Annotated in this window: 22 protein-coding genes and 2 pseudogenes; 13 read left to right on the top strand and 11 right to left on the bottom strand. The window is 47.6% G+C overall.

The features are described from left to right. Positions 1-374: 374 nt before the first annotated feature. Positions 375-629, top strand: coding sequence for a hypothetical protein (locus DSM2777_RS10045; protein ID WP_046457694.1), 255 nt, complete (start codon positions 375-377; stop codon positions 627-629). A 15-nt stretch (positions 630-644) separates the two neighbouring features. On the opposite strand, the gene DSM2777_RS10040 is transcribed toward DSM2777_RS10045, so the two are convergent. Beyond that, entirely contained in the window at positions 645-887 is a 243-nt protein-coding gene (locus tag DSM2777_RS10040; RefSeq protein WP_046457695.1) for a YceK/YidQ family lipoprotein, read from the bottom strand. Between the two features lie 224 nt (positions 888-1111). Here DSM2777_RS10040 and DSM2777_RS10035 point away from each other — a divergent pair, with 224 nt between their 5' ends. From DSM2777_RS10035 to DSM2777_RS10025, 3 genes are all read left to right on the top strand, one after another. Beyond that, positions 1112-1327: a YccJ family protein gene (locus tag DSM2777_RS10035; RefSeq protein ID WP_046457696.1), complete on the top strand. Its 216-nt coding sequence runs from the start codon at positions 1112-1114 to the stop codon at positions 1325-1327. A gap of 85 nt (positions 1328-1412) precedes the next feature. Continuing rightward, positions 1413-1982, top strand: coding sequence for a 3'-5' exonuclease (locus DSM2777_RS10030; RefSeq protein ID WP_061553863.1), 570 nt, complete (start codon positions 1413-1415; stop codon positions 1980-1982). 73 nt (positions 1983-2055) lie between these two features. Next, positions 2056-3255 (top strand): multidrug effflux MFS transporter, encoded by a 1200-nt coding sequence (locus DSM2777_RS10025; RefSeq protein WP_061553862.1) that lies wholly within the window; start codon positions 2056-2058, stop codon positions 3253-3255. 22 nt (positions 3256-3277) lie between these two features. Here the strand turns inward: DSM2777_RS10025 and dadX are convergent. Next, a pseudogene (gene dadX / locus DSM2777_RS10020) lies at positions 3278-4347 on the bottom strand (catabolic alanine racemase DadX). Between the two features lie 89 nt (positions 4348-4436). Next, positions 4437-5741, bottom strand: coding sequence for a D-amino acid dehydrogenase (locus DSM2777_RS10015; protein WP_061553861.1), 1305 nt, complete (start codon positions 5739-5741; stop codon positions 4437-4439). 700 nt (positions 5742-6441) lie between these two features. Between DSM2777_RS10015 and DSM2777_RS10010 the strand changes: the two genes are divergently transcribed. Next, on the top strand, positions 6442-7977 hold the full coding sequence (locus DSM2777_RS10010; protein ID WP_025802000.1) for a SpoVR family protein: 1536 nt from the start codon (positions 6442-6444) through the stop codon (positions 7975-7977). 73 nt (positions 7978-8050) lie between these two features. Here DSM2777_RS10010 and fadR read toward each other — a convergent pair whose 3' ends face one another. Further along, entirely contained in the window at positions 8051-8770 is a 720-nt protein-coding gene (gene fadR, locus DSM2777_RS10005; protein WP_025801997.1) for a fatty acid metabolism transcriptional regulator FadR, read from the bottom strand. A 298-nt stretch (positions 8771-9068) separates the two neighbouring features. Between fadR and DSM2777_RS10000 the strand changes: the two genes are divergently transcribed. Next, positions 9069-9356, top strand: a complete 288-nt coding sequence (locus DSM2777_RS10000; RefSeq protein ID WP_025801995.1) for a hypothetical protein — start codon at positions 9069-9071, stop codon at positions 9354-9356. Positions 9357-9416: 60 nt separating this feature from the next. On the opposite strand, the gene DSM2777_RS25085 is transcribed toward DSM2777_RS10000, so the two are convergent. Beyond that, positions 9417-9548 carry a hypothetical protein gene (locus tag DSM2777_RS25085; RefSeq protein ID WP_004090179.1) on the bottom strand — a complete coding sequence of 44 codons (132 nt, stop codon included), beginning with the start codon at positions 9546-9548 and terminating at the stop codon, positions 9417-9419. Positions 9549-9794: 246 nt separating this feature from the next. Here DSM2777_RS25085 and nhaB point away from each other — a divergent pair, with 246 nt between their 5' ends. The 3 genes from nhaB to DSM2777_RS09985 all read left to right on the top strand — a co-directional run bounded on the left by nhaB (position 9795) and on the right by DSM2777_RS09985 (position 12386). Continuing rightward, positions 9795-11372, top strand: a complete 1578-nt coding sequence (nhaB, locus tag DSM2777_RS09995) for a sodium/proton antiporter NhaB (RefSeq protein WP_061553860.1) — start codon at positions 9795-9797, stop codon at positions 11370-11372. Positions 11373-11482: 110 nt separating this feature from the next. Continuing rightward, positions 11483-12013 (top strand): disulfide bond formation protein DsbB, encoded by a 531-nt coding sequence (gene dsbB, locus DSM2777_RS09990; RefSeq protein ID WP_046457702.1) that lies wholly within the window; start codon positions 11483-11485, stop codon positions 12011-12013. A gap of 181 nt (positions 12014-12194) precedes the next feature. After that, entirely contained in the window at positions 12195-12386 is a 192-nt protein-coding gene (locus DSM2777_RS09985; RefSeq protein ID WP_025801989.1) for a hypothetical protein, read from the top strand. 178 nt (positions 12387-12564) lie between these two features. Here the strand turns inward: DSM2777_RS09985 and DSM2777_RS09980 are convergent, their stop codons facing one another. The 3 genes and pseudogenes from DSM2777_RS09980 to DSM2777_RS09970 all read right to left on the bottom strand — a co-directional run bounded on the left by DSM2777_RS09980 (position 12565) and on the right by DSM2777_RS09970 (position 14317). Next, the gene (locus DSM2777_RS09980) at positions 12565-13026 is read right to left on the bottom strand and encodes a YcgN family cysteine cluster protein (protein WP_046457703.1); all 462 of its coding nucleotides are present in this window, start codon (positions 13024-13026) and stop codon (positions 12565-12567) included. A gap of 106 nt (positions 13027-13132) precedes the next feature. Continuing rightward, positions 13133-13789 (bottom strand): fumarylacetoacetate hydrolase family protein, encoded by a 657-nt coding sequence (locus DSM2777_RS09975; protein ID WP_061553859.1) that lies wholly within the window; start codon positions 13787-13789, stop codon positions 13133-13135. A gap of 243 nt (positions 13790-14032) precedes the next feature. Continuing rightward, positions 14033-14317 (bottom strand): annotated as a pseudogene (locus tag DSM2777_RS09970) (YcgL domain-containing protein). A 136-nt stretch (positions 14318-14453) separates the two neighbouring features. Between DSM2777_RS09970 and minC the strand changes: the two are divergent. From minC to minE, 3 genes are read left to right on the top strand one after another with little or no spacing between them, the layout of a single operon-like run. Then, positions 14454-15137 (top strand): septum site-determining protein MinC, encoded by a 684-nt coding sequence (minC, locus tag DSM2777_RS09965; protein WP_046457706.1) that lies wholly within the window; start codon positions 14454-14456, stop codon positions 15135-15137. Between the two features lie 25 nt (positions 15138-15162). Further along, entirely contained in the window at positions 15163-15975 is an 813-nt protein-coding gene (gene minD, locus DSM2777_RS09960; RefSeq protein WP_061553858.1) for a septum site-determining protein MinD, read from the top strand. 3 nt (positions 15976-15978) lie between these two features. Further along, on the top strand, positions 15979-16248 hold the full coding sequence (minE, locus tag DSM2777_RS09955; RefSeq protein ID WP_004090202.1) for a cell division topological specificity factor MinE: 270 nt from the start codon (positions 15979-15981) through the stop codon (positions 16246-16248). 267 nt (positions 16249-16515) lie between these two features. On the opposite strand, the gene rnd is transcribed toward minE, so the two are convergent. Both rnd and fadD read right to left on the bottom strand, forming a co-directional pair. Next, positions 16516-17631, bottom strand: a complete 1116-nt coding sequence (gene rnd / locus DSM2777_RS09950; protein WP_061553857.1) for a ribonuclease D — start codon at positions 17629-17631, stop codon at positions 16516-16518. 117 nt (positions 17632-17748) lie between these two features. Continuing rightward, positions 17749-19434 carry a long-chain-fatty-acid--CoA ligase FadD gene (gene fadD, locus DSM2777_RS09945; protein ID WP_061555373.1) on the bottom strand — a complete coding sequence of 562 codons (1686 nt, stop codon included), beginning with the start codon at positions 19432-19434 and terminating at the stop codon, positions 17749-17751. Between the two features lie 507 nt (positions 19435-19941). Here fadD and rluF point away from each other — a divergent pair. Continuing rightward, a complete protein-coding gene (gene rluF, locus DSM2777_RS09935; protein WP_061553856.1) occupies positions 19942-20820 on the top strand; it encodes a 23S rRNA pseudouridine(2604) synthase RluF in 879 nt (292 codons plus the stop codon). A gap of 79 nt (positions 20821-20899) precedes the next feature. Here the strand turns inward: rluF and DSM2777_RS09930 are convergent, their stop codons facing one another. Beyond that, positions 20900-21511 carry a Slp family lipoprotein gene (locus DSM2777_RS09930; RefSeq protein ID WP_061553855.1) on the bottom strand — a complete coding sequence of 204 codons (612 nt, stop codon included), beginning with the start codon at positions 21509-21511 and terminating at the stop codon, positions 20900-20902. Positions 21512-21523: the final 12 nt, after the last annotated feature.

Raw genomic sequence — 21523 nt, 5'->3', positions numbered from 1 at the left:
CCTTGCCTATTTCTGAAGGCGCAGATGTTTTACCGAATGAAGATGTAAGTTTTATTACACAAAAAATACTTTTGATGACAATGAAATAGACCGATAAAAAACAGGGCTTAATTTTAGGAAAAATTCGGTGAATTAAACACCTACAAGAATCTGGGGTAATATGCCCAGAGCCTGCATTGATAAGAGTTACTAATATTTTCGATCATTGTGTAAAATATCAAAATGTTTGCTAACATTTTTCTAAATATCATCAATCTCTTTTACCGTGGGCATGCTGAAAACAGGGCTATACTTTTGAGGTTTTACTTTTTTGCACTGTTCAAGTGCATCCTCAAATACCTGACGTAGCTTGACCTGTGTATAGGAACTGACTGATGAATAGCTTATTAATTGATGATGTCGCCCAGAATTTATTTCGCAATGAAGTTTCTAAAATTATCGGCGAGGCCGTCAGCGATTTAGTCGGGCGCGAAGGCGATATTGTCTATGGTAAGTTAATTAACTCGTTAGCTCACTCAGCCGATCAAGAAACCAGCCTTGAACGCAAAACATTGCTATTAAGCGCAATCGACCGACTTATCGGCGATGAAAACTTGTTGCGCCGTAAGCGACTTTTGCAAATCAAGTGATCTGCTCAGCCATGTTCAGTTATAAGGGCCATGCTTAGCATCAAACGGCAGCATAAACGTATCGGCAATCAATGAAAACGGCACGTCTAACGCCGTGACATAACGCCAAGGGCTATCGCGAAGATCCCACTGCACGCCTGGATAATATTGATATCCGTGCCCTTTCCCCACCGTTCGGCTAATGATGCTGCCACACCCGCTGAGCAACAGCACACAGGTCGCAAGCAAAACCCATTTTGGCCATAGTCCTGTCTTCATACTTTTCTCATATTGATGCCATGAAACAATTTTGGAGTATATATCAGTGGCTAGACGCTGACACCTGCGATAAGGTTAACCTTAAGCAGTTACGGTTGATTCTCGAGCTAACACACCGTGGTAAGTGATTAAATTTATAGCACTTGAGCTCTCGAAACTAACCCAATAGCGAAAACAAGTTCATACTGAATCAGGTTACTTCGTTCGTCTTTAAGGAGACTGTTATGTCAGATTCACATCACATCGCCGACTGGGCGCGTCTACGTCAGACATCTATCGAAATCGCACACGCAATTTTCGAATTAGCTAAGAACGATGAAGTGTTAGCTGAAAAAATTTGGGAAGAAGGCAGCGACGAAGTCTTGCCATTGGCTTTTTCTAAAACAGATAAAGATGAGCTGTACTGGGGTGAAGAAACTATCTTCCGCGCCAACGTATAACGCGCCTCATCCCTTCAGACTATGCCCGTGACCGCGGGCATTTTTATCTCTTTTTTTCACTCTTTTTGTCGTTAAAGGCAACGCTATGCACCATCTGATGCTAGATATTGAAACGCTGGATACCACGCCAAGCGCGGTGATCCTCTCCGTAGCGGCCGTATTTTTTGACCCGATGACGGGTGAGCTAGGTGAAAGCTTTACCGCTCAGATCAGCCCACAAAAGCCACAGCCACAGCGAACCATCAGCGCAGATACGGTCGCGTGGTGGGCGCAGCAGTCTGACGCGGCACGTAAGGAAGCTTTTTCCGGCACCGAAACCCTGAAAAAAGTACTGACTCAGTTCAGCCGTTTTATTCAGATCCACACAACGGATAAAGTCCACGTATGGGGCAACGGTAAAGAGTTCGATTGTTCGATTCTGGAGCATGCCTATGATCAGCTTGAGATGGTCTGCCCGTGGGATTTTTGGCGCACACAGGATGTGCGTACCTTGGTCACGCTGGCGCGCACGCTTGGCTTTGATCCTAAAAAAACGCGGCCTTTTGAAGGCGTGCCACATCTGCCGTTGGACGATGCGCGGCATCAGGCTCGCTATGTCTCAGATATCTTCCGTTCGCTACGTGTGATACCGTCTGCGCTTGAAAATCATCAGTAAACATATCGGAACGTTTCCGAAAATACGGATGAGAAACACCTGCTTAACTGCCAATCACCATTAAAAAATTATTATGCGAAACTATATTCTGCTACTGCTTACGCTTGTTTTGTTTGGTCCTTTGGGGATCGATCTTTTCCTGCCGACTATCCCGGCAATTGCCGCTGATTTTCAGGTTAAGAACGAAGTTATTCAGTCCACCATTTCCCTATTTTTATTAGTGATGGGGCTGGGTCAGCTTATTGCGGGCCCGTTGGTGGATAAATTTGGTCGTCGTCCTATCGCGCTGGTGGGCATTTCGCTCTACATCGTGGGCTCAATTTTGGCGGCGCTTTCAACCTCCTCCGATATTTTCGTCATTGCCCGAGTGGTTCAAGGCTGTGCCGTTTGCTGCACCGGCGTAGTGTGTTTCAGCGGTGTTCGCGACCGTCTAAGCGGCAACGAGGCGGCAAAAGCCTATGGTTTTCTCAACGGCACGCTCAACATTGTGCCGGCATTGGCTCCGCTGTTAGGCGGCATATTGGCAGAGTTATTTAACTGGCGCGCCCCATTCTGGTTCTTGGTGTTCTATGCCGTCGTGGTTTTCATCATTATGGCCATCTGGCTGCCAGAAACTCGCCCTGCGGATACCAAACCGGTTAAAGGTTTACCGCTGAAGCAATATGCACGCATTCTGAGCAACGGTCGCTTTTTGCGTTTTGCCTTAGTGAATGCTGGCGCAATGGGAATGGCGATCACCTATGTCTCCTTTGCGCCCACCGTTTTGATGACGGAAGGCCAGCTTTCGCCGCTCACTTTCTCGCTTATCTTTGGCGGTAATGGTTTCTGGATTTTGCTGGTCAGCCTGTTGGCAAATAAAGTGATTCAACGAGCGGGTCGCCCATTCTGTTTGATGCTGGGCACTATTCTGATGGGATTAGGCTGTGTGGGCTTATTGGCGGGCATGCACTTATTGCCAGAGGCGGCAAGCCAACACTGGCTAAGCTACATGTTACCCGTCGCCAGTGCCTGTGCGGGATTAGCGTTTATTATGGGGCCCGCCACCAGCTATGCGCTGGAGCCTTATTCCGACGAAGCGGGCATTGCTTCTGCCTTGGTCGGTTTTGTACAAATGGCGATCGGTTCGAGTATTGCATTAATCGCCATTGCATTGCCGATGTCGGCGAAGCCTGCGCTGGCGATTGTCATGTTACTCGGTGGCTTATTGGCCTTATCCGCCCGACTGCTGAGCAGCAAGCTTAAAGGCCGCGTGAAGTCGATTAATCAGTCCTAATTCGATTACGGCTCTTGTACTATCAGCGAATGATCACCGGAACTCTCTGTGCCACGGCACAGAGAAGTTCATAGCCAATCGTTCCCGCAGACTGAGCAACATCGTCAACCGGCAGATGTTGTCCCCATAGCTCGACGGGCGTGCCAATTTGCGCATTGGGTAGCTCGTTTAAATCCACCGCAAGCATATCCATCGATACAGCACCCAACAACGAAGTACGTACCCCATTTATCCACACCGGCGTTCCTGAGGGGGCGTGCCTTGGATAACCATCGGCATAGCCGCACGCCACAATACCGATTCTCTGCGGCTGATTGGCCTGATAACGGCTGCCGTATCCAATAGTATCGCCTGACGCCATATTTTGAATCGCAATGATTTCACTGTTTAAGCTCATGGCTGGCCGTAAATTAGCATCGACGATATCCTGCCAACGTCCAGTTGGCGATGCGCCATATAAAACAATGCCCGGCCGAACCCAGTCTGCATGCGTATGCGGATGCCAAAGCACGGCTGCCGAATTGGCTAAACAGCGTGGGGCTGAAATATCGGCGCAAGCGGCGTTAAACGCGGCGAGCTGTGGCTCAACGCCAAGATGATTATCAGCATTGGCAAAATGGGTCATCAAAGTAACGTGCCCCACATGAGGTAACGCACGGGCAGAATGATAAGCCGCCATCAAATCCTCAGGCATGAAACCAAGCCGATGCATGCCCGAATTAACTTTGAGATAGATATCGATTGGTTGGCTCAGCGGTGCGTGCTGTAACATCTGCAACTGATGCTCACAGTGAATCACCGTAGTCAGTCGATATTGATCGATAAGCGCTAAATCCTGCGCCTGAAAAATCCTTCAAGCAGCAGAATTGGCCCTTCCCAGCCCTGCTTACGCAGCAAAATCGCTTCGTCGATATCCAACAACGCAAAGCCATCCGTTTCTTTTAACGCTGGCCATACTCGGCCAAGGCCGTGACCGTAGGCGTTAGCTTTAACCACTGACCAAATTTTAGCGCCGCGAGTTTGCTGACGTATCTGACGCAAATTATGGGTCAGCGCCGATAGATGTACCGTAGCGTGTATGGGGCGAGGCATAGCCCTCTCCTGTGAAATTAAAGCAAGATGCAGGTGAACCGCAGCGTTTGGGAGCGCATAAACAGCCCCCATAAACGCGCTATTTTTTATTAATGTGCGGTATGGATATCGCTCAAACTACGGCCGCTTTGCTGATGAAAACGTTTGTCGTAGCGGGCAACAGAAAGATCTTCCGAAGGTATAGCCGGAGTGATACCTGAAATAATATCAGCCAGCAGCTGCCCAGAACCACAGGCCATCGTCCAGCCTAATGTTCCATGTCCGGTGTTTAAATACAGGTTTTTAATCGGCGTTTTGCCGACCATTGGTGTTCCGTCAGGCGTCATCGGGCGTAGACCCGTCCAGAATTTAGCCTGCTCGATATTCCCACCGTTTGGATAAAGATCGCGAACCACCATTTCCAAGGTCTTACGACGCGCATCCAAGAGGTTAGTATTGAAACCAACGATTTCCGCCATTCCCCCTACGCGAATGCGTTGGTCGAAACGAGTAATCGCAATCTTATAAGTTTCATCGAGTACGGTAGATACCGGCGCGCCATCAGGGTTGGTGATAGGAATGGTCAGCGAGTAGCCTTTCAGCGGATAAACCGGGATTGCCAGCATGTCATGTAGCAGTGCGGTAGAATAAGAACCTAATGCCACCACGTAAGCATCACCGGTAATAACGTCGTTGCCGCACTGAATACCGGTGATCTGGCTGCCCTCTTTCAGCAAACGATCAATGGACACATTAAATCGGAACTCTACGCCTGCACGCTGCGCCATGGCGGCTAATTGCTGGGTAAACAGCTGACAGTCGCCGGTTTCATCATTGGGTAACTGCAAACCACCGGTGAGTTTATGCTGAACCTGCGCGAGTGCCGGTTCAACCGAGCCTAACTCACTCGCTTCCATCAAACGATAAGGAACACCCGCCTCCTTCAGCACTTCAATATCACGCGCCGCATTCTCAAATTGCTGCGCGGTGCGGAACAGTTGCAGCGTCCCTTTTTGGCGGCCTTCATAATGGATGTTGGTTTCCGCCCTTAATGCTTTTAGACAATCACGGCTGTACTCAGACAAACGCACCATGCGAGATTTATTCAGCGCATAGTGAGAGCTATCGCAGTTGCGCAGCATTTGCCACATCCAGCGCAGCTGATCGCTGGTGCCGTCCAAACGGATCGCCAGCGGCGCATGGCGCTGGAACATCCATTTAATCGCTTTCAACGGAACGCCTGGCGCAGCCCAAGGAGCCGCATAGCCCGGAGAGATTTGCCCCGCGTTTGCCGCACTGGTTTCCAGCGCAGGGCCATCTTGACGGTCTAACACCACAACATCATGGCCAGCCTGCGCCAGATACCAAGCACTCGCCACGCCGACAACTCCACTACCCAGCACGATAACACGCATAGACGACTCCACATCCCGATGGTTAAAAGCACAATATTCTGGTTACATAAAAACAACTAAATATAAAAACCCATCCAACATTTCTTAGCGCAAGTGTGAATGAAATCACGATTATTCATAGAACTCGGGTAACGCACCGCATTTTCCTGTATTGCGGTGATTATCACTAACCCATTGAAATATATGAGCCTACATCATTATTTAATTTACACGCTTGTAACATTAGTATTAAGCATATGACATTCTAAATAGCCCTGCTGGACGCTAAGCTTTACTTTATGTTGTATAAATGTGACTCACAGTGACTTCTATTGTTTGGCGACTATCAAACAGCTACATACATCTATCTGAAAATCATAAACCAGCATAAAGTGGCGATTTTCATTTCGTTATCTACAAAATTAACTGAGCGACTGCGTGGCGACTGACCTCGTCACATGGTCACTAGGAATAGCGAGATGAATAAAATTTCATGCTGAATTTTTGCGATATTTGCAGAGTTAAAAACTATCAATTGAGAGGTTTTCAGCCAGCAAAAAAACTTTCTGATAATGCGTTTTTGTCACTTTAAGTGATTGGTAGCACGACAAAACATCTCGCTTTTTCTCCCTTGAGCTACGCTTGTTACAGGGTCTGCATGTCTGACAGATCCACTGACAAAAAGTCCACTGACAATCATGTTTCGTCGGGAGATGCGCTAATGACTATTTCAACTCGTAAGCAGGCACGGGAAGCCACCACATTAAGTGATGGTCCTGATTGGACATTTCCGTTGCTACAGGATTATCTAGATCAAATCGATCGGGTTGCTAAACACTACCGACTGGACACCTATCCGCATCAGATTGAGGTGATCACCGCCGAACAGATGATGGACGCCTATTCCAGCGTTGGTATGCCTATCAACTATACCCATTGGTCCTTCGGTAAAAAATTTATCGAAACCGAGCAGCTGTATAAGCATGGTCAGCAAGGCCTAGCGTATGAAATTGTCATCAACTCGAACCCTTGCATCGCTTATTTGATGGAAGAAAACACCATTACCATGCAGGCATTGGTGATGGCACATGCCTGCTATGGGCATAACTCGTTTTTTAAGAACAACTATCTCTTTCGTAGTTGGACAGATGCGAGTTCGATCGTGGATTACCTGCTCTTTGCTCGCCATTACATTACTCAATGTGAAGAGCGTTACGGCGTTGATGAGGTTGAGCGCCTACTGGACTCATGCCATGCGCTGATGAACTACGGCGTCGACCGCTACAAGCGCCCGCAAAAAATATCCATGGAAGATGAAATTGCGCGCCAGAAATCACGCGAAGAGTATCTGCAAAGCCAAGTTAACGAGCTGTGGAAAACATTGCCGCGCCGCGAGCGCGAAGAGCACGCGGTTGAAGCCGTCCGTTTTCCCAGCGAGCCACAGGAAAATATTCTCTATTTCTTAGAGAAAAATGCCCCGTTGCTAGAGCCTTGGCAGCGAGAGATCGTGCGCATCGTGCGTAAAGTGAGCCAGTATTTTTATCCGCAAAAACAGACTCAGGTGATGAATGAGGGTTGGGCCACCTTCTGGCACTACACGATTTTGAATCATCTCTATGATGAAAATTTGGTCAGTGACCGTTTTATGCTGGAATTTTTGCACAGCCACACCAACGTGGTGTATCAGCCCGCGTACAACAGCCCTTATTACAATGGCATTAACCCCTATGCGCTGGGCTTTGCCATGTTCCAAGATATTAAACGAATTTGCCAAAACCCGACCGAAGAGGATCGTCATTGGTTCCCTGCCATCGCCGGTACGGATTGGCTAGATACGCTGCATTTCGCCATGCGTGATTTTAAAGATGAGAGCTTTATCAGCCAGTTCTTATCACCGAAGCTGATGCGCGATTTTAGGCTTTTCACCGTATTAGATGATGACCGGAATAACTATCTGGAAATCGATGCGATTCATAATGAAGAGGGCTATCGCCGCATCCGTGAGCAACTGTCGGCGCAGTATAATTTGAGTAACCACGAACCGAATATTCAGGTATGGAATGTCGCGCTGCGCGGTGACCGCTCGTTAACGCTGCGTTATGTACCGCATAATCGAGCTCCGCTGGATAAAGGCCGCCGCGAAGTGTTGAAGCATCTGCACCGGTTATGGGGATTCGATGTGTATTTAGAACAGCTTAATGACGATGGCAATGTCGAGCTGCTGGAGCGCTGCCCCGCTCGCCCCAATCAGCTTTGACCTTTTCCGATTACAGTACGCAAAAAGGGCGCATCATGCGCCCTTTGTTTTATTCTTTTTGCGACCCAATCAGCTAGCGGCGGCCTTCAGCCAAATCGCTTGGAATTGATCCCTGCATACTATGCCAGATAGCACCGCTGTCTTTGCCATAGTTACGAACGTATTCCATGACTTTCTCATAGTTCTGCTCGTGGCACAGCTGGCTTAGCTTGGCATAAAAGGTTAATGCTAATTTGCGCGCTTCTGGATTTGAGAAGTAATAACGCCCAACGCGGGTATACAACCCTTTCAGACCGTTAAGGATCAAACCATAGATAGGATTGCCAGAAGCAAAGGCCAGCCCACGGAAAATCCCGTAGTCCAAGTCCGTGAAAGCTTCTGCGTGATCGTCCACAGTCTCTGCCTGAGCCAAGATCTCCTGCACTTTATCTGGATGCTGACGCACCGCTGTACGAATAAAGATAGACGCGATATTGGTACGCACGGAGAGCAGATTATCAATAAGCTGCGGAACACTATCGTGATCGAGGCGAGCTAATGTTTCCAGAATATTTAAACCTGAGGTTTCCCAGAAATTATTCACTTTTGTTGGTTTACCATGCTGAATAGTTAACCAACCATCTCGAGCTAATCGCTGTAGAACCTCACGCAGCGTGGTGCGAGTGACACCGATGAGCTCAGACAGCTCACGCTCTGCCGGTAAGATTGATCCAGGTGCAAAGCGATTATTCCAAATGCTTTCAATGATATACTCTTCTGCAAACCCTGCTGGACTCTGCGCCTTAATAACCATATTGTTGACGTTCCGTAACGACGATATTCCACTAATAACATGGCGCTCATCATACCAGATCGCCTATGGCTGATATAGCGTTGATGCTCGGGATTGCGCGAAACAATAGATCACCCATCACAAAAATAACCTCATTTCTTTGCGGTAATTATGTTACACACCTGCATTTCTATGTAAAAGACGCCTTCATCAATTAACACCTCATTAGCAAATAAGAATAAAACTCAATTAGATCTGGATTGCTGATAGATATGAGAGTTAAAATAACAATCGTTATCAATCGAGTTCAGAGGACAGTATGGATCTTGCAGGTATTTTGATTAGCGCATCCTGTGTGTTGACGACTTCCGCCCTACTGGTGACGGTCTATGGCGGCAGCGGTATGCCCCGTTTTTTCCGGAAACCTCAGCCTAAGTCTGAACCACATTATCAACAGTCAGTAGAAGCTTCCGCTTTAGAGGATGGAAAATCCCCTGACGTTGGCGATCTCAATATCTCCCTGCCAGCAATGAGCGCCATGGGCGACCTCAATATTGCATTGCCGGTGACACAAACCGTGATTGGCGATATCAGAGAAGCCTATTAGGCTATTGTGATGTGCATAAAAAAAACCGCCTGAACGGCGGTTTTTTTGTGTCTTTCGCGGCTAGATTTTACAGCCTTCGCAGTCGGCTTCATCATTCAGCTCAACGGGGACTTCATTCGCTTTTTCCTGCGCACGCTTTTCAGCCTGCTCAAGTTGAGCATCAATGTCAAAATCAAAAATATCTTCGTTCATACAGAATACCTCGCTAGATCAATAAACGCAGTATAACGGCGTTATTCACGCAGGTAAAACCCCTCGCTCACGTTCATATTCTGTACAGACATAAATTCCCGAGATAAAAAACCATAATAATAAAATGATTTTAAAGGAGTTATTTTATTTCCGTCTACTTTTACGTCACAGAACAAAAAGAGTATAGTCAGAGCTTCGCATTAAAATATTCTATCTGTTTGTTCAAATTTTGGGTGCAGAGTTGTTATGAACACCACATTTTCTCAGGCTTTCAGCAAAAATTTTCTTGGTAACGCACCAGACTGGTACAAAATCGCCATTCTGATCTTTTTACTGGTGAATCCACTGGTATTCTTTTTTGTCAGCCCGTTTGTGGCTGGGTGGCTTCTGGTTGCTGAGTTCATCTTCACCCTTGCCATGGCGCTAAAGTGCTATCCCCTGCTTCCTGGCGGACTACTCGCTTTTGAAGCCGTCCTCATAGGAATGACCACGGCTGAAAAAGTTAAGCACGAAGTGGCCGCTAATATCGAAGTCGTGCTGCTGCTGATTTTCATGGTAGCGGGCATCTATTTTATGAAACAGCTACTGCTGTTTGTATTTACCAAGCTGCTGCTTAACATCCGTTCAAAAATCGCACTCTCGCTGGCTTTTTGTATTGCTTCTGCCTTTCTATCTGCGTTTCTTGATGCATTGACGGTCATCGCGGTGGTGATCAGCGTGGCCGTTGGGTTCTACGGTATCTACCATAAAGTCGCGTCAGGCATCGATGAATCATTAGCGTTAAATGATGATAGCCATTTACAAAACGCGGGCCGCCGCGCGATCTTAAATCAGTTTCGATCTTTCTTACGTAGCCTCATGATGCACGCAGGCGTAGGTACCGCGCTCGGTGGCGTAATGACCATGGTCGGCGAGCCGCAAAACCTGATCATTGCTAAAAGCGCCGACTGGGATTTTGTTTCCTTCCTATTACGCATGGCTCCCGTCACCGTACCTGTGTTTGTTTGTGGGATCTTGACCTGCTATTTGGTTGAGCGTTTTCACGTATTTGGCTACGGCACCCGTTTGCCAAAACGCGTGCGCCAAGTTCTGCGTGAATACGATCAAAACGCTACGCGCAAGCGCACCCGCCAAGAACGCCAAAAACTGTTTATTCAGGCACTGATTGGTATTTGGCTGATCGCTGCGCTGGCGTTCCATCTGGCCGAGGTCGGTTTGATTGGCCTGAGTGTTATCGTACTAGCAACGGCATTTTGTGGCGTTACCGATGAACACGCTATCGGCAAGGCTTTTCAGGAGTCACTGCCGTTCACCGCGTTGTTAACCGTATTTTTTGCCGTCGTTGCCGTTATTATCGACCAGCAATTATTCTCACCGGTCATTCATTTTGTGCTTCAGGCCTCACCTGAACATCAATTAACACTTTTTTATCTGTTTAATGGTCTACTTTCGTCTATTTCAGACAACGTATTCGTGGGTACAGTGTATATTCATGAGGCGAAAGCGGCGTTGGAATCAGGCGCGATTTCACTTAAACAGTTTGAGATGCTGGCTGTTGCGATCAATACCGGTACGAATTTGCCATCGGTGGCAACGCCAAACGGTCAAGCCGCGTTCTTGTTTTTATTAACGTCAGCGCTCTCCCCGCTTATCCGTTTATCATATGGGCGGATGGTGTGGATGGCTCTGCCTTATACCGTTGTAATGACACTTGTTGGGTTAGCCTGCGTCCAGTTCACATTAGAACCGGTGACTCAACTGTTTTACCAGTGGCATTGGCTGTCTTTACCGCCGGTCAATGAGGTATTGTCGAGCGTTAATTAGCAACGTCATTAATGCTTAAACAATGACTAGTTTTTCAATCAAATAGCTGGCAGGTAAGACAATATCGTTTACACTGCGCACATCTAGCTGTGGCATGGAATGGATCTGATATGTTGCAATTTTTGAATGGTTGTTCTCGTGGACGCGGAGCTTGGGTACTTTTAGCCATTACCGCATTTGTATTTGAGTTGGTCGCACTGTATTTTCAGCATGTCATGCTATTAAAGCCATGTGTATTATGCATTTATGAGCGCTGTGCATTGTTCGGTATCATGGGCGCAGGCATTGTTGGCGCCATCGCGCCTAAAACACCGCTACGTTGGGTTGCGCTTCTGATATGGATTTATAGCGCCTATGAAGGCCTGATGCTGGCATGGAAGCACACCATGATCCAACTGCATCCGTCGCCGTTTGTGACCTGTGATTTCTTTGTCTCCTTCCCTTCGTGGTTACCATTAGACAAATGGGCGCCAAGCATTTTCTCGGCATCAGGCGACTGTTCAGTGCGTCAGTGGGAATTTCTAACGTTAGAGATGCCTCAGTGGCTAGTCGGCATCTTTGCCGCGTTCATAGTGGTTGCCGCATTGGTGTTCATCGCGCAGTTTGTAAAACCGAAACGCCGCGATTTGTTTGGCCGCTAACAACTTCCTTGATAGACAAAAGCACCTTAACCGGTGCTTTTTTTATATCCCATACACTTCACAAAGGCGTAAATCAGGTGGATGGTCACAGTTACCAGCCTATTTATCCTCGCATCCTTGAATCCCTCGCCTCAGCCCTCTAATCTTGAATCATGACGTCTAACATTCAGGAAGTTAATCTATGATGCATCAATTCAAAGTTATCTACAGATCAAACAATGAAGTACATGATTTCATCATGAATGGGCAAGCCACATTGAGTAAGGAGGATGGCGAGGTTCTGGAGGCCGCGCTGATTGACGTAGCGCAATACCTTAGCGCCAGTGCAAAAGACCTACACATCCTCTCGGTTGAGCGACTACAGCATCTGTAAGTTAGTCGCTTAGGCAACATTTAACGTAAAAAAGCCTGAAGATTAGCAACGAATAAAATTCGAAGAAATCTATCAGGCTCTTAATCTTTGAGTAAATCTCGCGCAATTAATAATATTTAAACTCTATTATTAATTAAACCAGCTGCTGGCTTTTTTCTCGTAATCTACAAATTTAATATTACGAATCAGCCCCATTGGTTGCCCAGAACGGTTTATTCATAATGTGATCTTCCCAATCGTTGACTTCGCTTTCTCGCACAGCAATGTAGCGTACCGAGATCCGCTCCGCGTGCATCGCTTTTTTAGAGCCTACTTTGAGAGGATGCCATTCTGGCAAGTCCTTGCCTTCGTGCACCATCCGATAGGCGCAGGTTGGTGGAAGCCATTCGAAGGTTTCAAGGTTTTCGCGGGTTAGCTTGATACAGTCTTCTTCATACTCAAAACGGCGTTCGTAGTGACGACACTGGCACGTTTTAATGTTGAGTAGGTTACATGCAACGTTGGTGAAGTAGATTTCGTCGGTATCTTCGTCTTGAAGCTTGTGCAAACAGCACTGCCCACAACCATCACAAAGTGATTCCCATTCATCATTGCTCATTTCAGCTAATGTCTTTTCTTGCCAGAAAGGGAGAGTTGTCATGCTTGTGTGTCCGATAATTACAGTTGGGCTGCACTATATAGACGCTTTGACGATGAGATGCAAGTTTTGTCCTTACTAAAACTGTGCTTAGTAAGGACATTGCGGGTTAGATAATGCGCGTACTCAATGAGTTACCATTGATAGACAACGTTAGCATATCACCCGAGACTAAAGGCCCAACGCCCTGCGGCGTTCCGGTCAAAATTATGTCACCCGCACGCAGAGTAAAGTAACGGCTCATATAGCTTATCAACGGCAGAATGGGCGTAATCATGTCACGCGTATTGCCTTGCTGGCGAACAGCGCCGTTGATGCTTAAGCTGAGTTCCGCATTTTGTGGGTCGCCAAATTCAGATTCAGGAATAAAGCCAGAAATTGGGCAGGAGCCATCAAAGGCTTTCGCTTTTTCCCAAGGGCGCCCTGCTTTTTTGCATTCAGCCTGAATATCACGCAGCGTAAGATCAAGCGCTACACCATAGCCTGCGATAGCGCGAGCCACACGATCTTCATTTGCCTGTTTCAGCGGTGTACCAATCAGAATCGCCAGCTCAATCTCATGATGAACCGAGCCAAAATCTTTCGGGATAGCAACAGGCTGGCGAATATCACAAAGAGACGTTTCAGGTTTGATAAATAACACCGGTTCTGGTGCCTGCATACCGCCCATTTCTTTGATGTGATCGCCGTAGTTACTGCCAACGCAAACCACTTTACTGACAGGAAGCTCTAGCAATGCGCCCTGCCAATCACGATGTTGATACATAGACTTCTCCTGTGGTTATACACAACGCGATGCTATCGCCACGTTATTCCAAGGGGCATACATAATCTGAAGCGAGAATCGAGCCGCCAACGGTGGCTTAGCTTCCTGCCCTTCTTCTAGAACTAGATATAAAAACTCGGTATGAAACTAAGTATGAAACTACAGCCGCAATCATCAACACTTCAATGGATTTGCGCCGAGATAGCTCGGCGCTCTATATTTATGTGAATAGCATCACACTATTCATTCATCCGAAGATTTTTTAGTTTGCTCGAAATGCATCTTTAGCAAACTTTCTGGCGGCGGTGGCAGCTGTAAATAATACCCTTGCTCTTTTAAAGCGTTTTTGACTTTTTCAATATCGGCAGAGGCCAATTTCTTTTTACTGTCTAAATCGATCATCATGGCTAATTGTGGCTAGCCAAAACTTTTCATCAGTTCTTCAGGCACCGATGAGAAATCGTCTCTTTTTTCGACATAAAGATAGGTCTGATCGCGTTTTGAACTTCTGTAAATGGTACAAATCATTTTTTCACTCTAATTAATTCAGACGGCGACTTGCCTAGATATAGCACTGACTATAACATGCTTAATGTACATCGGAATATTACCCCCTGTGTGGTTATTCCGGGGATTTAAAGTTGCTGAAACTGAGTCAGGATAGATGTCACAATCGCCAATAGAACTAAAAGGCAGCAGTTTTACCCTTTCGGTTGTTCATTTGCATAATTCGCAACCGGAGGTAATACGTGAGGCATTAATCGAAAAAGTCGAGCAAGCGCCCGCTTTTTTGAAAAATGCCCCTGTTGTTATTAATATTGCTAACGTCCCTGAAGGCGCAAGCTGGCAGAAATTACAACAGGCCATTACCGAAGCTGGGCTGCATGTCATTGGCGTAAGTGGTTGCACCGATGAAGGGCTTAAACGTGCTGTAACGCGTGCAGGCTTGCCTTTGCTAAGTGAAGGGAAAGGTATTAAGAAAAGTGCGCCCGCCGCGTTACCCGAGCCACCCGCACCGGTTAAAACCCGTATTGTGAGTACGCCGGTTCGGTCTGGACAGCAAATATATGCACGAGACTGTGATTTGATTGTCACCAGCAGCGTCAGCGCGGGTGCCGAAGTGATCGCCGATGGCAATATTCATATTTATGGCATGATGCGCGGACGCGCCCTTGCCGGAGCCAGCGGAGATACATCCAGTCAGATTTTTTGTGCTCACCTTGCGGCTGAACTGGTGTCTATCGCCGGTCAGTACTGGTTGAGCGATCAAATCCCTGAAGCTTTTTATGGGCAGGCTGCCAGACTCAATTTGAGCGACAGTGCCTTAACTATACAACCTCTATTCTAGGCCCTTCGACAAGGAACCCATATACATGGCACGCATTATTGTTGTTACATCCGGTAAAGGGGGCGTTGGTAAAACCACATCTAGCGCAGCCATCGCTACCGGTTTGGCCCAAAAAGGTAAAAAGACCGTTGTTATCGACTTTGATATCGGTCTGCGTAATCTTGACCTGATCATGAGCTGTGAGCGTCGTGTGGTGTATGATTTTGTTAACGTGATTCAAGGTGATGCCACTCTTAATCAGGCGTTAATCAAAGATAAGCGTACAGAAAACCTCTACATCCTTCCGGCCTCACAAACTCGCGATAAAGACGCACTAACGCACGAAGGCGTTGAAAAAGTCTTAAACGATCTCGGCGAAATGGACTTTGACTTCATCGTCTGTGACTCACCAGCGGGTATCGAAACCGGCGCGCTAATGGCGCTGTATTTCGCTGATGAAGCCATCATTACTACTAACCCAGAAGTATCGTCTGTACGTGACTCTGACCGCATCCTCGGCATTTTGGCGTCAAAATCTCGCCGTGCTGAAAAAGGCGAAGATCCAATCAAAGAGCATCTGCTGCTGACTCGCTACAACCCAGGCCGCGTGAGCCGTGGTGACATGCTGAGCATGGAAGATGTGCTGGATATTCTGCGCATCCCGCTGGTTGGCGTGATCCCAGAAAGCCCATCCGTACTGCGCGCATCAAACCAAGGCGAACCTGTTATACTGGATAAAGAGTCCGACGCCGGTCAGGCTTACCAAGACATGGTCGATCGCTTACTGGGCGAAGAACGTGCATTCCGATTTGTTGAAGAAGAGAAAAAAGGCTTCCTGAAACGCCTGTTCGGGGGATAAAACATGGCATTACTTGATTTCTTCCTGTCGCGCAAAAAGCCGACAGCCAATATAGCCAAGGAACGGCTGCAAATTATTGTTGCGGAGCGACGCCGCGGCGATAGTGAGCCACAGTACTTACCCCAGTTAAAACGAGATATCTTGGCGGTAATCTGCAAATACGTGCAGATAGATCCAGAAATGCTGACGGTACAGTTCGAACAAAAAGGCGATGATATTTCGGTATTAGAGCTTAATGTGACCTTGCCTGAAGCAGAAGAAGCAGCTAAATGATTTTATCATTCTGACGTTCTCTTATAGAAATATAAGGGAACGCCTGTATATATAAACAGACCTTTTTAATAAGTCATTATCTCAAAAATAGCTATTATCAAGATTATTCCTAATATTAATTAATGCACCAATGGATATTAAGAATATTCACATAGACTACTTTCTATAAGTTTTGTTTTTATATTATTGATTCATTTTCTGATATGTTCGAAAAAATAAAGACAGCTAATAGCTGTCTTTATTTTTATTGTGCGATGGCTAAGACGATCACAGGGTCGCCAAAATGGCCCTAACCTGCTCACCCAGCAAATTCGCTCTCCAGCCCTGGAGTAAGTCAGGTTGCTCGTCTTTCAGCTTCCAGTGCCAGCTTAACAGTGCGTTTATTTGTCTACGCGAAGCAATCAGCTCTGCCGTTAATCCGCTACGTTCCGCCGCGCTTTGCACTGCGGTTTTTAACTCTTTGAACGCATGCTTATAACCGCTGTGATCGACCAAGCGTTCTACCGGCTGTGGCCATTCAGACTCAGGGATATTGGCTGACTCAGCAACCATCGCCACCAGCGTTTTGCCATGGAAACGGATCTCTGGGCCACTGAGCCCCAGTTCGCCCAATTCCCCTTGCGAGGTCGGCAAATAGCGTGCGACCTGCCACAAGTTTTCCTCGCGCACCACAAAATTAACCGCCATGTCACGCTGTCTGGCTTGATTGATTCGCCACTCCGCCAGTTTCTGTAAACACGCCAACTGACGCGTTCTCAGCTGCCAAGCATTCGTAATATCGCGATAGGCTAAAGCTGGATTGACCACTTCCTGTCGACGACGACATAGCGCCAAGCACTCATCGTTTGCGGCATCAGTCCAGCCAGCCTCAGCCACTTCTGCAATAAGCTTATGCGCTAGCGGCAACAGATAGAACACATCAGCGGCAGCGTATTCACATTGACGCTCGGTCAGCGGGCGTGCCAGCCAGTCAGTGCGCGACTCGCTTTTATCCAATTCAACCTGCAAATACTCATTCACCATCGCAGCAAAACCACATGAAAGTGGACGCCCCGTAAAAGCAGCCAAAATCTGCGTATCGATCATAGGCGTTGGCAGCGTCTGAAAATCATGAATAAAAACTTCCAGATCTTCGCTGCCCGCATGCAGTAACTTTGTGACGTCTGGATTTTTCAGCAGTTCAACAAAGGGCTGCCAGTCGGTAATTGGCAACGGGTCGATCAGCGACAGCGTTTCGCCATCAAAAAGCTGAATCAGGCCTAACTGAGGATAGTAAGTGCGGGTACGAACAAATTCGGTGTCTAGCGCAATATAAGTGTGGCGGCTTGCCTGCTCGCAAACCTGCTTAAGTTCGCTACTGGTGGTAATCAGCTGATAATTCAAAACATCATTCTCATTTTCATATTTCTGACGTCATCACAACGTCAGCTGAGTTAGTCGGTACAAACAACGACGCCGGTAACAACCGGCGTCAAAGTATCGGCTCAGAATAATGAGAAGCTATGCGGCGCTTTCCTGTGAGGCCGCTTGCTCCTCACGCAATTTTCTGCGTAGGATTTTCCCTACGTTAGACTTTGGCAACTCATCGTAAAACTCAACCTTCTTCGGAACTTTATAGCCGGTAAGATGTTTACGACAGTGTGCAATCAGCTCATCGCGAGTGAGAGAGGGATCTTTCTTCACAACGCAGATTTTAACCATCTCGCCTGAAGCCTCGCTCGGAACTCCGATCGCTGCGCACTCAAGCACTTTATCATGCATTGAGACGACTTCTTCGATTTCATTCGGATAAACATTGAAACCAGATACTAATATCATATCTTTTTTGCGATCGACAATGCGCATGAAGCCCTCATCATCAATGGTGACAACATCGCCGGTCGATAGCCAACCGTCTTTAAGGATTTCGTCGGTCGCCTCAGGGCGCTGCCAGTAACCAAGCATAACCTGAGGCCCTTTCACCTGTAGCTCTCCTGCCTCACCGCGCGGGACCTCATTGCCATTATCATCGACCAAACGCACGTCGGTAGAAGGAACCGGAAGACCGATACTGCCGCTGTAATGCTTCAAGTCGTAGGGATTGCCTGAAACCAATGGCGCGCACTCCGTCAATCCGTATCCTTCCAGCAAATGACGCCCGGTGAGTTTTTCCCATTTTTCGGCTACCGAACGCTGAACCGACATCCCACCGCCGACTGACAAACGCAGCGTTGAGAAATCCAATTCACGAAAATCTTCGTTATTCAGCAGCGCATTAAACAGCGTGTTGACGCCTGTTAACGCTGTAAATGGATAGCGGTTGAGCTCTTTCACCATGCCGGGAATATCACGCGGGTTGGTGATCATCAGGTTGCAGCCACCCATCTCAATAAACAGCAGACAGTTCACGGTTAAAGCAAAAATGTGGTACAGCGGCAGCGCCGTCACCACCAGCTCATGGCCTTCATTCAGCAATGGACCATATGCCGCACGCGATTGGATTAGATTAGCCTGCATATTTCGATGCGTCAGCATCGCGCCTTTCGCAACGCCGGTAGTACCGCCGGTGTATTGCAAAAATGCGAGGTCATTATTGGTGATATCCGGTTTGATGTACTGTTGACGCCGCCCACGTTGTAACGCCGAGCGGAAAGAAATCGCATCGGGTAAGTTATATTTAGGCACCAGACGCTTAATATATTTCACCACGAAGTTAACCAACGTCCCTTTTGCCGCCGATAGCTGGTCGCCCATACGGGTCAAAATGACATGCTTCACCTGCGTATTGAAAACGACTTTCTCCAGCGTATGCGCAAAGTTCGAGACGATCACAATCGCGCTCGCACCGCTGTCATTCAGCTGATGTTCTAATTCTCGCGGGGTGTAAAGCGGGTTAACGTTAACCACAACCATTCCCGCACGAAGCACGCCAAACAGCGCAATGGGATATTGCAACAGATTAGGCATCATCAACGCAACGCGGTCGCCCTTCTTCAGCCCTAACTCATTTTGCAAATAGGCCGCAAATGCACGGCTGCGCTCTTCAAGCTTACGGAAGGTCATCACCTGCCCCATGTTGATGAACGCAGGCTGGTCAGCAAAACGCGCCACCGACTGCTCGAACATCTCCACCAGAGAGGTGTATTGATCAGGATCGATTTCCGCAGGAACATCTGCCGGATACCGTTTCAGCCAAACCTTTTCCAAGGTCGTTCTCCCGTAATTATTGTTATCTTGTTTAAGCATCGTTTGCATCGCACACCTGAACCGTTAGCCATGAGAAACAACAGAACAATATCTAATGTTTAACAAAATTTTAACTCAGCGTACCAGTTCATGTGTAAACAATTTTCAGGTTGCGATATGCATCACTAAAATGGCTTTTGCTCTGATCTTACCCAGCATAGAGAAATGGGCAGACCGCTATAAAAACAAAAAGCGGCCTCGTGGCCGCTGTGGATATAATACCAAAAAGAGTAACTTTTTGTAAAATTGGCAATTTTTTAGTCTAAAAAAACGCCCATGCGCTTATTTTTTCCGCTGTAATTGCGTATCTAGATGGCGACTGTGACCAATGCAACACACAATATCTCAGGAAGTGATAAATCACTGTTCGTATCAGGACTCAACTCATGTATATTCCGCTTTTTATCCCCTAATAATTTCAAGCGCTACATACAGCTTGGAGCATAACGGGGTTTTACGGAGGGAACCATGCTGACCAACTCATCGACTCGTCTGAACAAATACATCAGTGAAAGTGGCATTTGCTCACGACGCGACGCCGATCGCTACATTGAGCAAGGGCATGTATTTATTAACGGTAAACGTGCCGGAATTGGCGATCAGGTTTTCGCTGGTGACGTAGTGAAAGTGAATGGCCAGTTGATTGAACCCCGTGACGCCGACGATTTGGTGCTCATTGCGCTCAATAAACCTGTCGGCATTGTGAGCACCACGGAGAACGGTGAGAAAGATAATATCGTTGATTACGTCAACCATAGCACCCGCGTTTTCCCCATTGGTCGCTTAGACAAGGATTCACAGGGCATCATTTTCCTCACCAACCACGGCGATCTGGTCAATAAAATTCTGCGCGCCGGTAATGACCATGAAAAAGAGTATCTGGTCACCGTGAATAAACCGGTAACCGATGAATTTATTCGTGGCATGGGCGCAGGCGTACCGATTCTCGGTACGGTGACAAAGAAGTGCAAAGTGAAAAAAGAAGCGCCCTTTGTGTTTCGTATCACTTTAGTTCAGGGCTTGAACCGCCAAATTCGCCGTATGTGTGAACATTTTGGCTATGAGGTCACCAAGCTCGAGCGCACGCGTATCATGAACGTCAGCCTTGCAGGCCTGCCGTTAGGCGAATGGCGAGACTTAACCGACGATGAACTTATCGAGCTGTTTAAGTCTATTGAAGACTCTTCTTCTGAAGCCAAACCGACCAAAAAAGCCAAGCCGAAGGCAAAACCCGCGGCGGCTAAAAGTGCTCCGGCAAAAGGACCAAAAACCGCCGCTAAAGGCGCAGGAGATGCCGCTTCACGCAAGCGCTTTACTCAGCCTGGTCGTAAGAAAAAAGGCCGTTAATCGCCCTAGCGCCCCAAAATGACAAAGCCCCGAAATTGGGGCTTTGTTTTAATCATCGATAGTTAAAGGCGTTAGCAAATTAATTCTCTGTTACCACGCTTTGCACTCTGGCTGGGCCTGGGTTATACCAACCCCAACCGGGACCAAAGCCTGGCCCCCAGAAACCACCGCGACCGTAGGCACCATAACCATAATCCCACGGGCCAAACGGCTGTGGCGGCATCACAATTTCCTGAATTATGCGCCAGCGCTGATAGCCCTGCACGTTCATTGTGACAAAGGTATACGGCGTTTTACCTATTTTACCTTCCACGCTACCGGTAAGCGGCCCGACGACCGTCACGAGCTGACCTTTGAAATCAACCGGATCCAAGAATGTTGCGCTTTTGGCAATCAAACGCCCAACCGAAGGCTGATTCAGGATAGGTCTTGCGGTATCGTCCAATGGCATCACCGCAATCTCTAGCATGGTGGCATCTTTCTGGTTAATCACGTTAACCACGGTACCGCCAAAGCGAGATTCTTGCCCAACATACAGATCCGGCGCGTTATGAACCGCAACGAAATTCTGCTGCGGCGTTGCCGACGTGCCTTTGATTGAGTCTGGGATCGTCACACACCCAGACAACAACAGCGGGCTACAAACGATCGCCACGCTGACTAACCGACGAACCCATTGCATTGCAGGCATATTTTATTCTCC

This window comes from Obesumbacterium proteus (assembly GCF_001586165.1).
In the GTDB taxonomy this organism is placed as follows: Bacteria; Pseudomonadota; Gammaproteobacteria; order Enterobacterales; family Enterobacteriaceae; genus Hafnia; species Hafnia protea.
This window is presented reverse-complemented; position numbering and strand designations above follow the sequence as displayed.

Coding starts and splice junctions, on each gene's coding strand:
- DSM2777_RS10045 (WP_046457694.1), top strand. CDS start 375: ATGAATAGCTTATTAATTGATGATGTCGCCCAGAATTTATTTCGCAAT.
- DSM2777_RS10040 (WP_046457695.1), bottom strand. CDS start 887: ATGAAGACAGGACTATGGCCAAAATGGGTTTTGCTTGCGACCTGTGTG.
- DSM2777_RS10035 (WP_046457696.1), top strand. CDS start 1,112: ATGTCAGATTCACATCACATCGCCGACTGGGCGCGTCTACGTCAGACA.
- DSM2777_RS10030 (WP_061553863.1), top strand. CDS start 1,413: ATGCACCATCTGATGCTAGATATTGAAACGCTGGATACCACGCCAAGC.
- DSM2777_RS10025 (WP_061553862.1), top strand. CDS start 2,056: ATGCGAAACTATATTCTGCTACTGCTTACGCTTGTTTTGTTTGGTCCT.
- DSM2777_RS10015 (WP_061553861.1), bottom strand. CDS start 5,741: ATGCGTGTTATCGTGCTGGGTAGTGGAGTTGTCGGCGTGGCGAGTGCT.
- DSM2777_RS10010 (WP_025802000.1), top strand. CDS start 6,442: ATGACTATTTCAACTCGTAAGCAGGCACGGGAAGCCACCACATTAAGT.
- fadR (WP_025801997.1), bottom strand. CDS start 8,770: ATGGTTATTAAGGCGCAGAGTCCAGCAGGGTTTGCAGAAGAGTATATC.
- DSM2777_RS10000 (WP_025801995.1), top strand. CDS start 9,069: ATGGATCTTGCAGGTATTTTGATTAGCGCATCCTGTGTGTTGACGACT.
- DSM2777_RS25085 (WP_004090179.1), bottom strand. CDS start 9,548: ATGAACGAAGATATTTTTGATTTTGACATTGATGCTCAACTTGAGCAG.
- nhaB (WP_061553860.1), top strand. CDS start 9,795: ATGAACACCACATTTTCTCAGGCTTTCAGCAAAAATTTTCTTGGTAAC.
- dsbB (WP_046457702.1), top strand. CDS start 11,483: ATGTTGCAATTTTTGAATGGTTGTTCTCGTGGACGCGGAGCTTGGGTA.
- DSM2777_RS09985 (WP_025801989.1), top strand. CDS start 12,195: ATGATGCATCAATTCAAAGTTATCTACAGATCAAACAATGAAGTACAT.
- DSM2777_RS09980 (WP_046457703.1), bottom strand. CDS start 13,026: ATGACAACTCTCCCTTTCTGGCAAGAAAAGACATTAGCTGAAATGAGC.
- DSM2777_RS09975 (WP_061553859.1), bottom strand. CDS start 13,789: ATGTATCAACATCGTGATTGGCAGGGCGCATTGCTAGAGCTTCCTGTC.
- minC (WP_046457706.1), top strand. CDS start 14,454: ATGTCACAATCGCCAATAGAACTAAAAGGCAGCAGTTTTACCCTTTCG.
- minD (WP_061553858.1), top strand. CDS start 15,163: ATGGCACGCATTATTGTTGTTACATCCGGTAAAGGGGGCGTTGGTAAA.
- minE (WP_004090202.1), top strand. CDS start 15,979: ATGGCATTACTTGATTTCTTCCTGTCGCGCAAAAAGCCGACAGCCAAT.
- rluF (WP_061553856.1), top strand. CDS start 19,942: ATGCTGACCAACTCATCGACTCGTCTGAACAAATACATCAGTGAAAGT.
- DSM2777_RS09930 (WP_061553855.1), bottom strand. CDS start 21,511: ATGCCTGCAATGCAATGGGTTCGTCGGTTAGTCAGCGTGGCGATCGTT.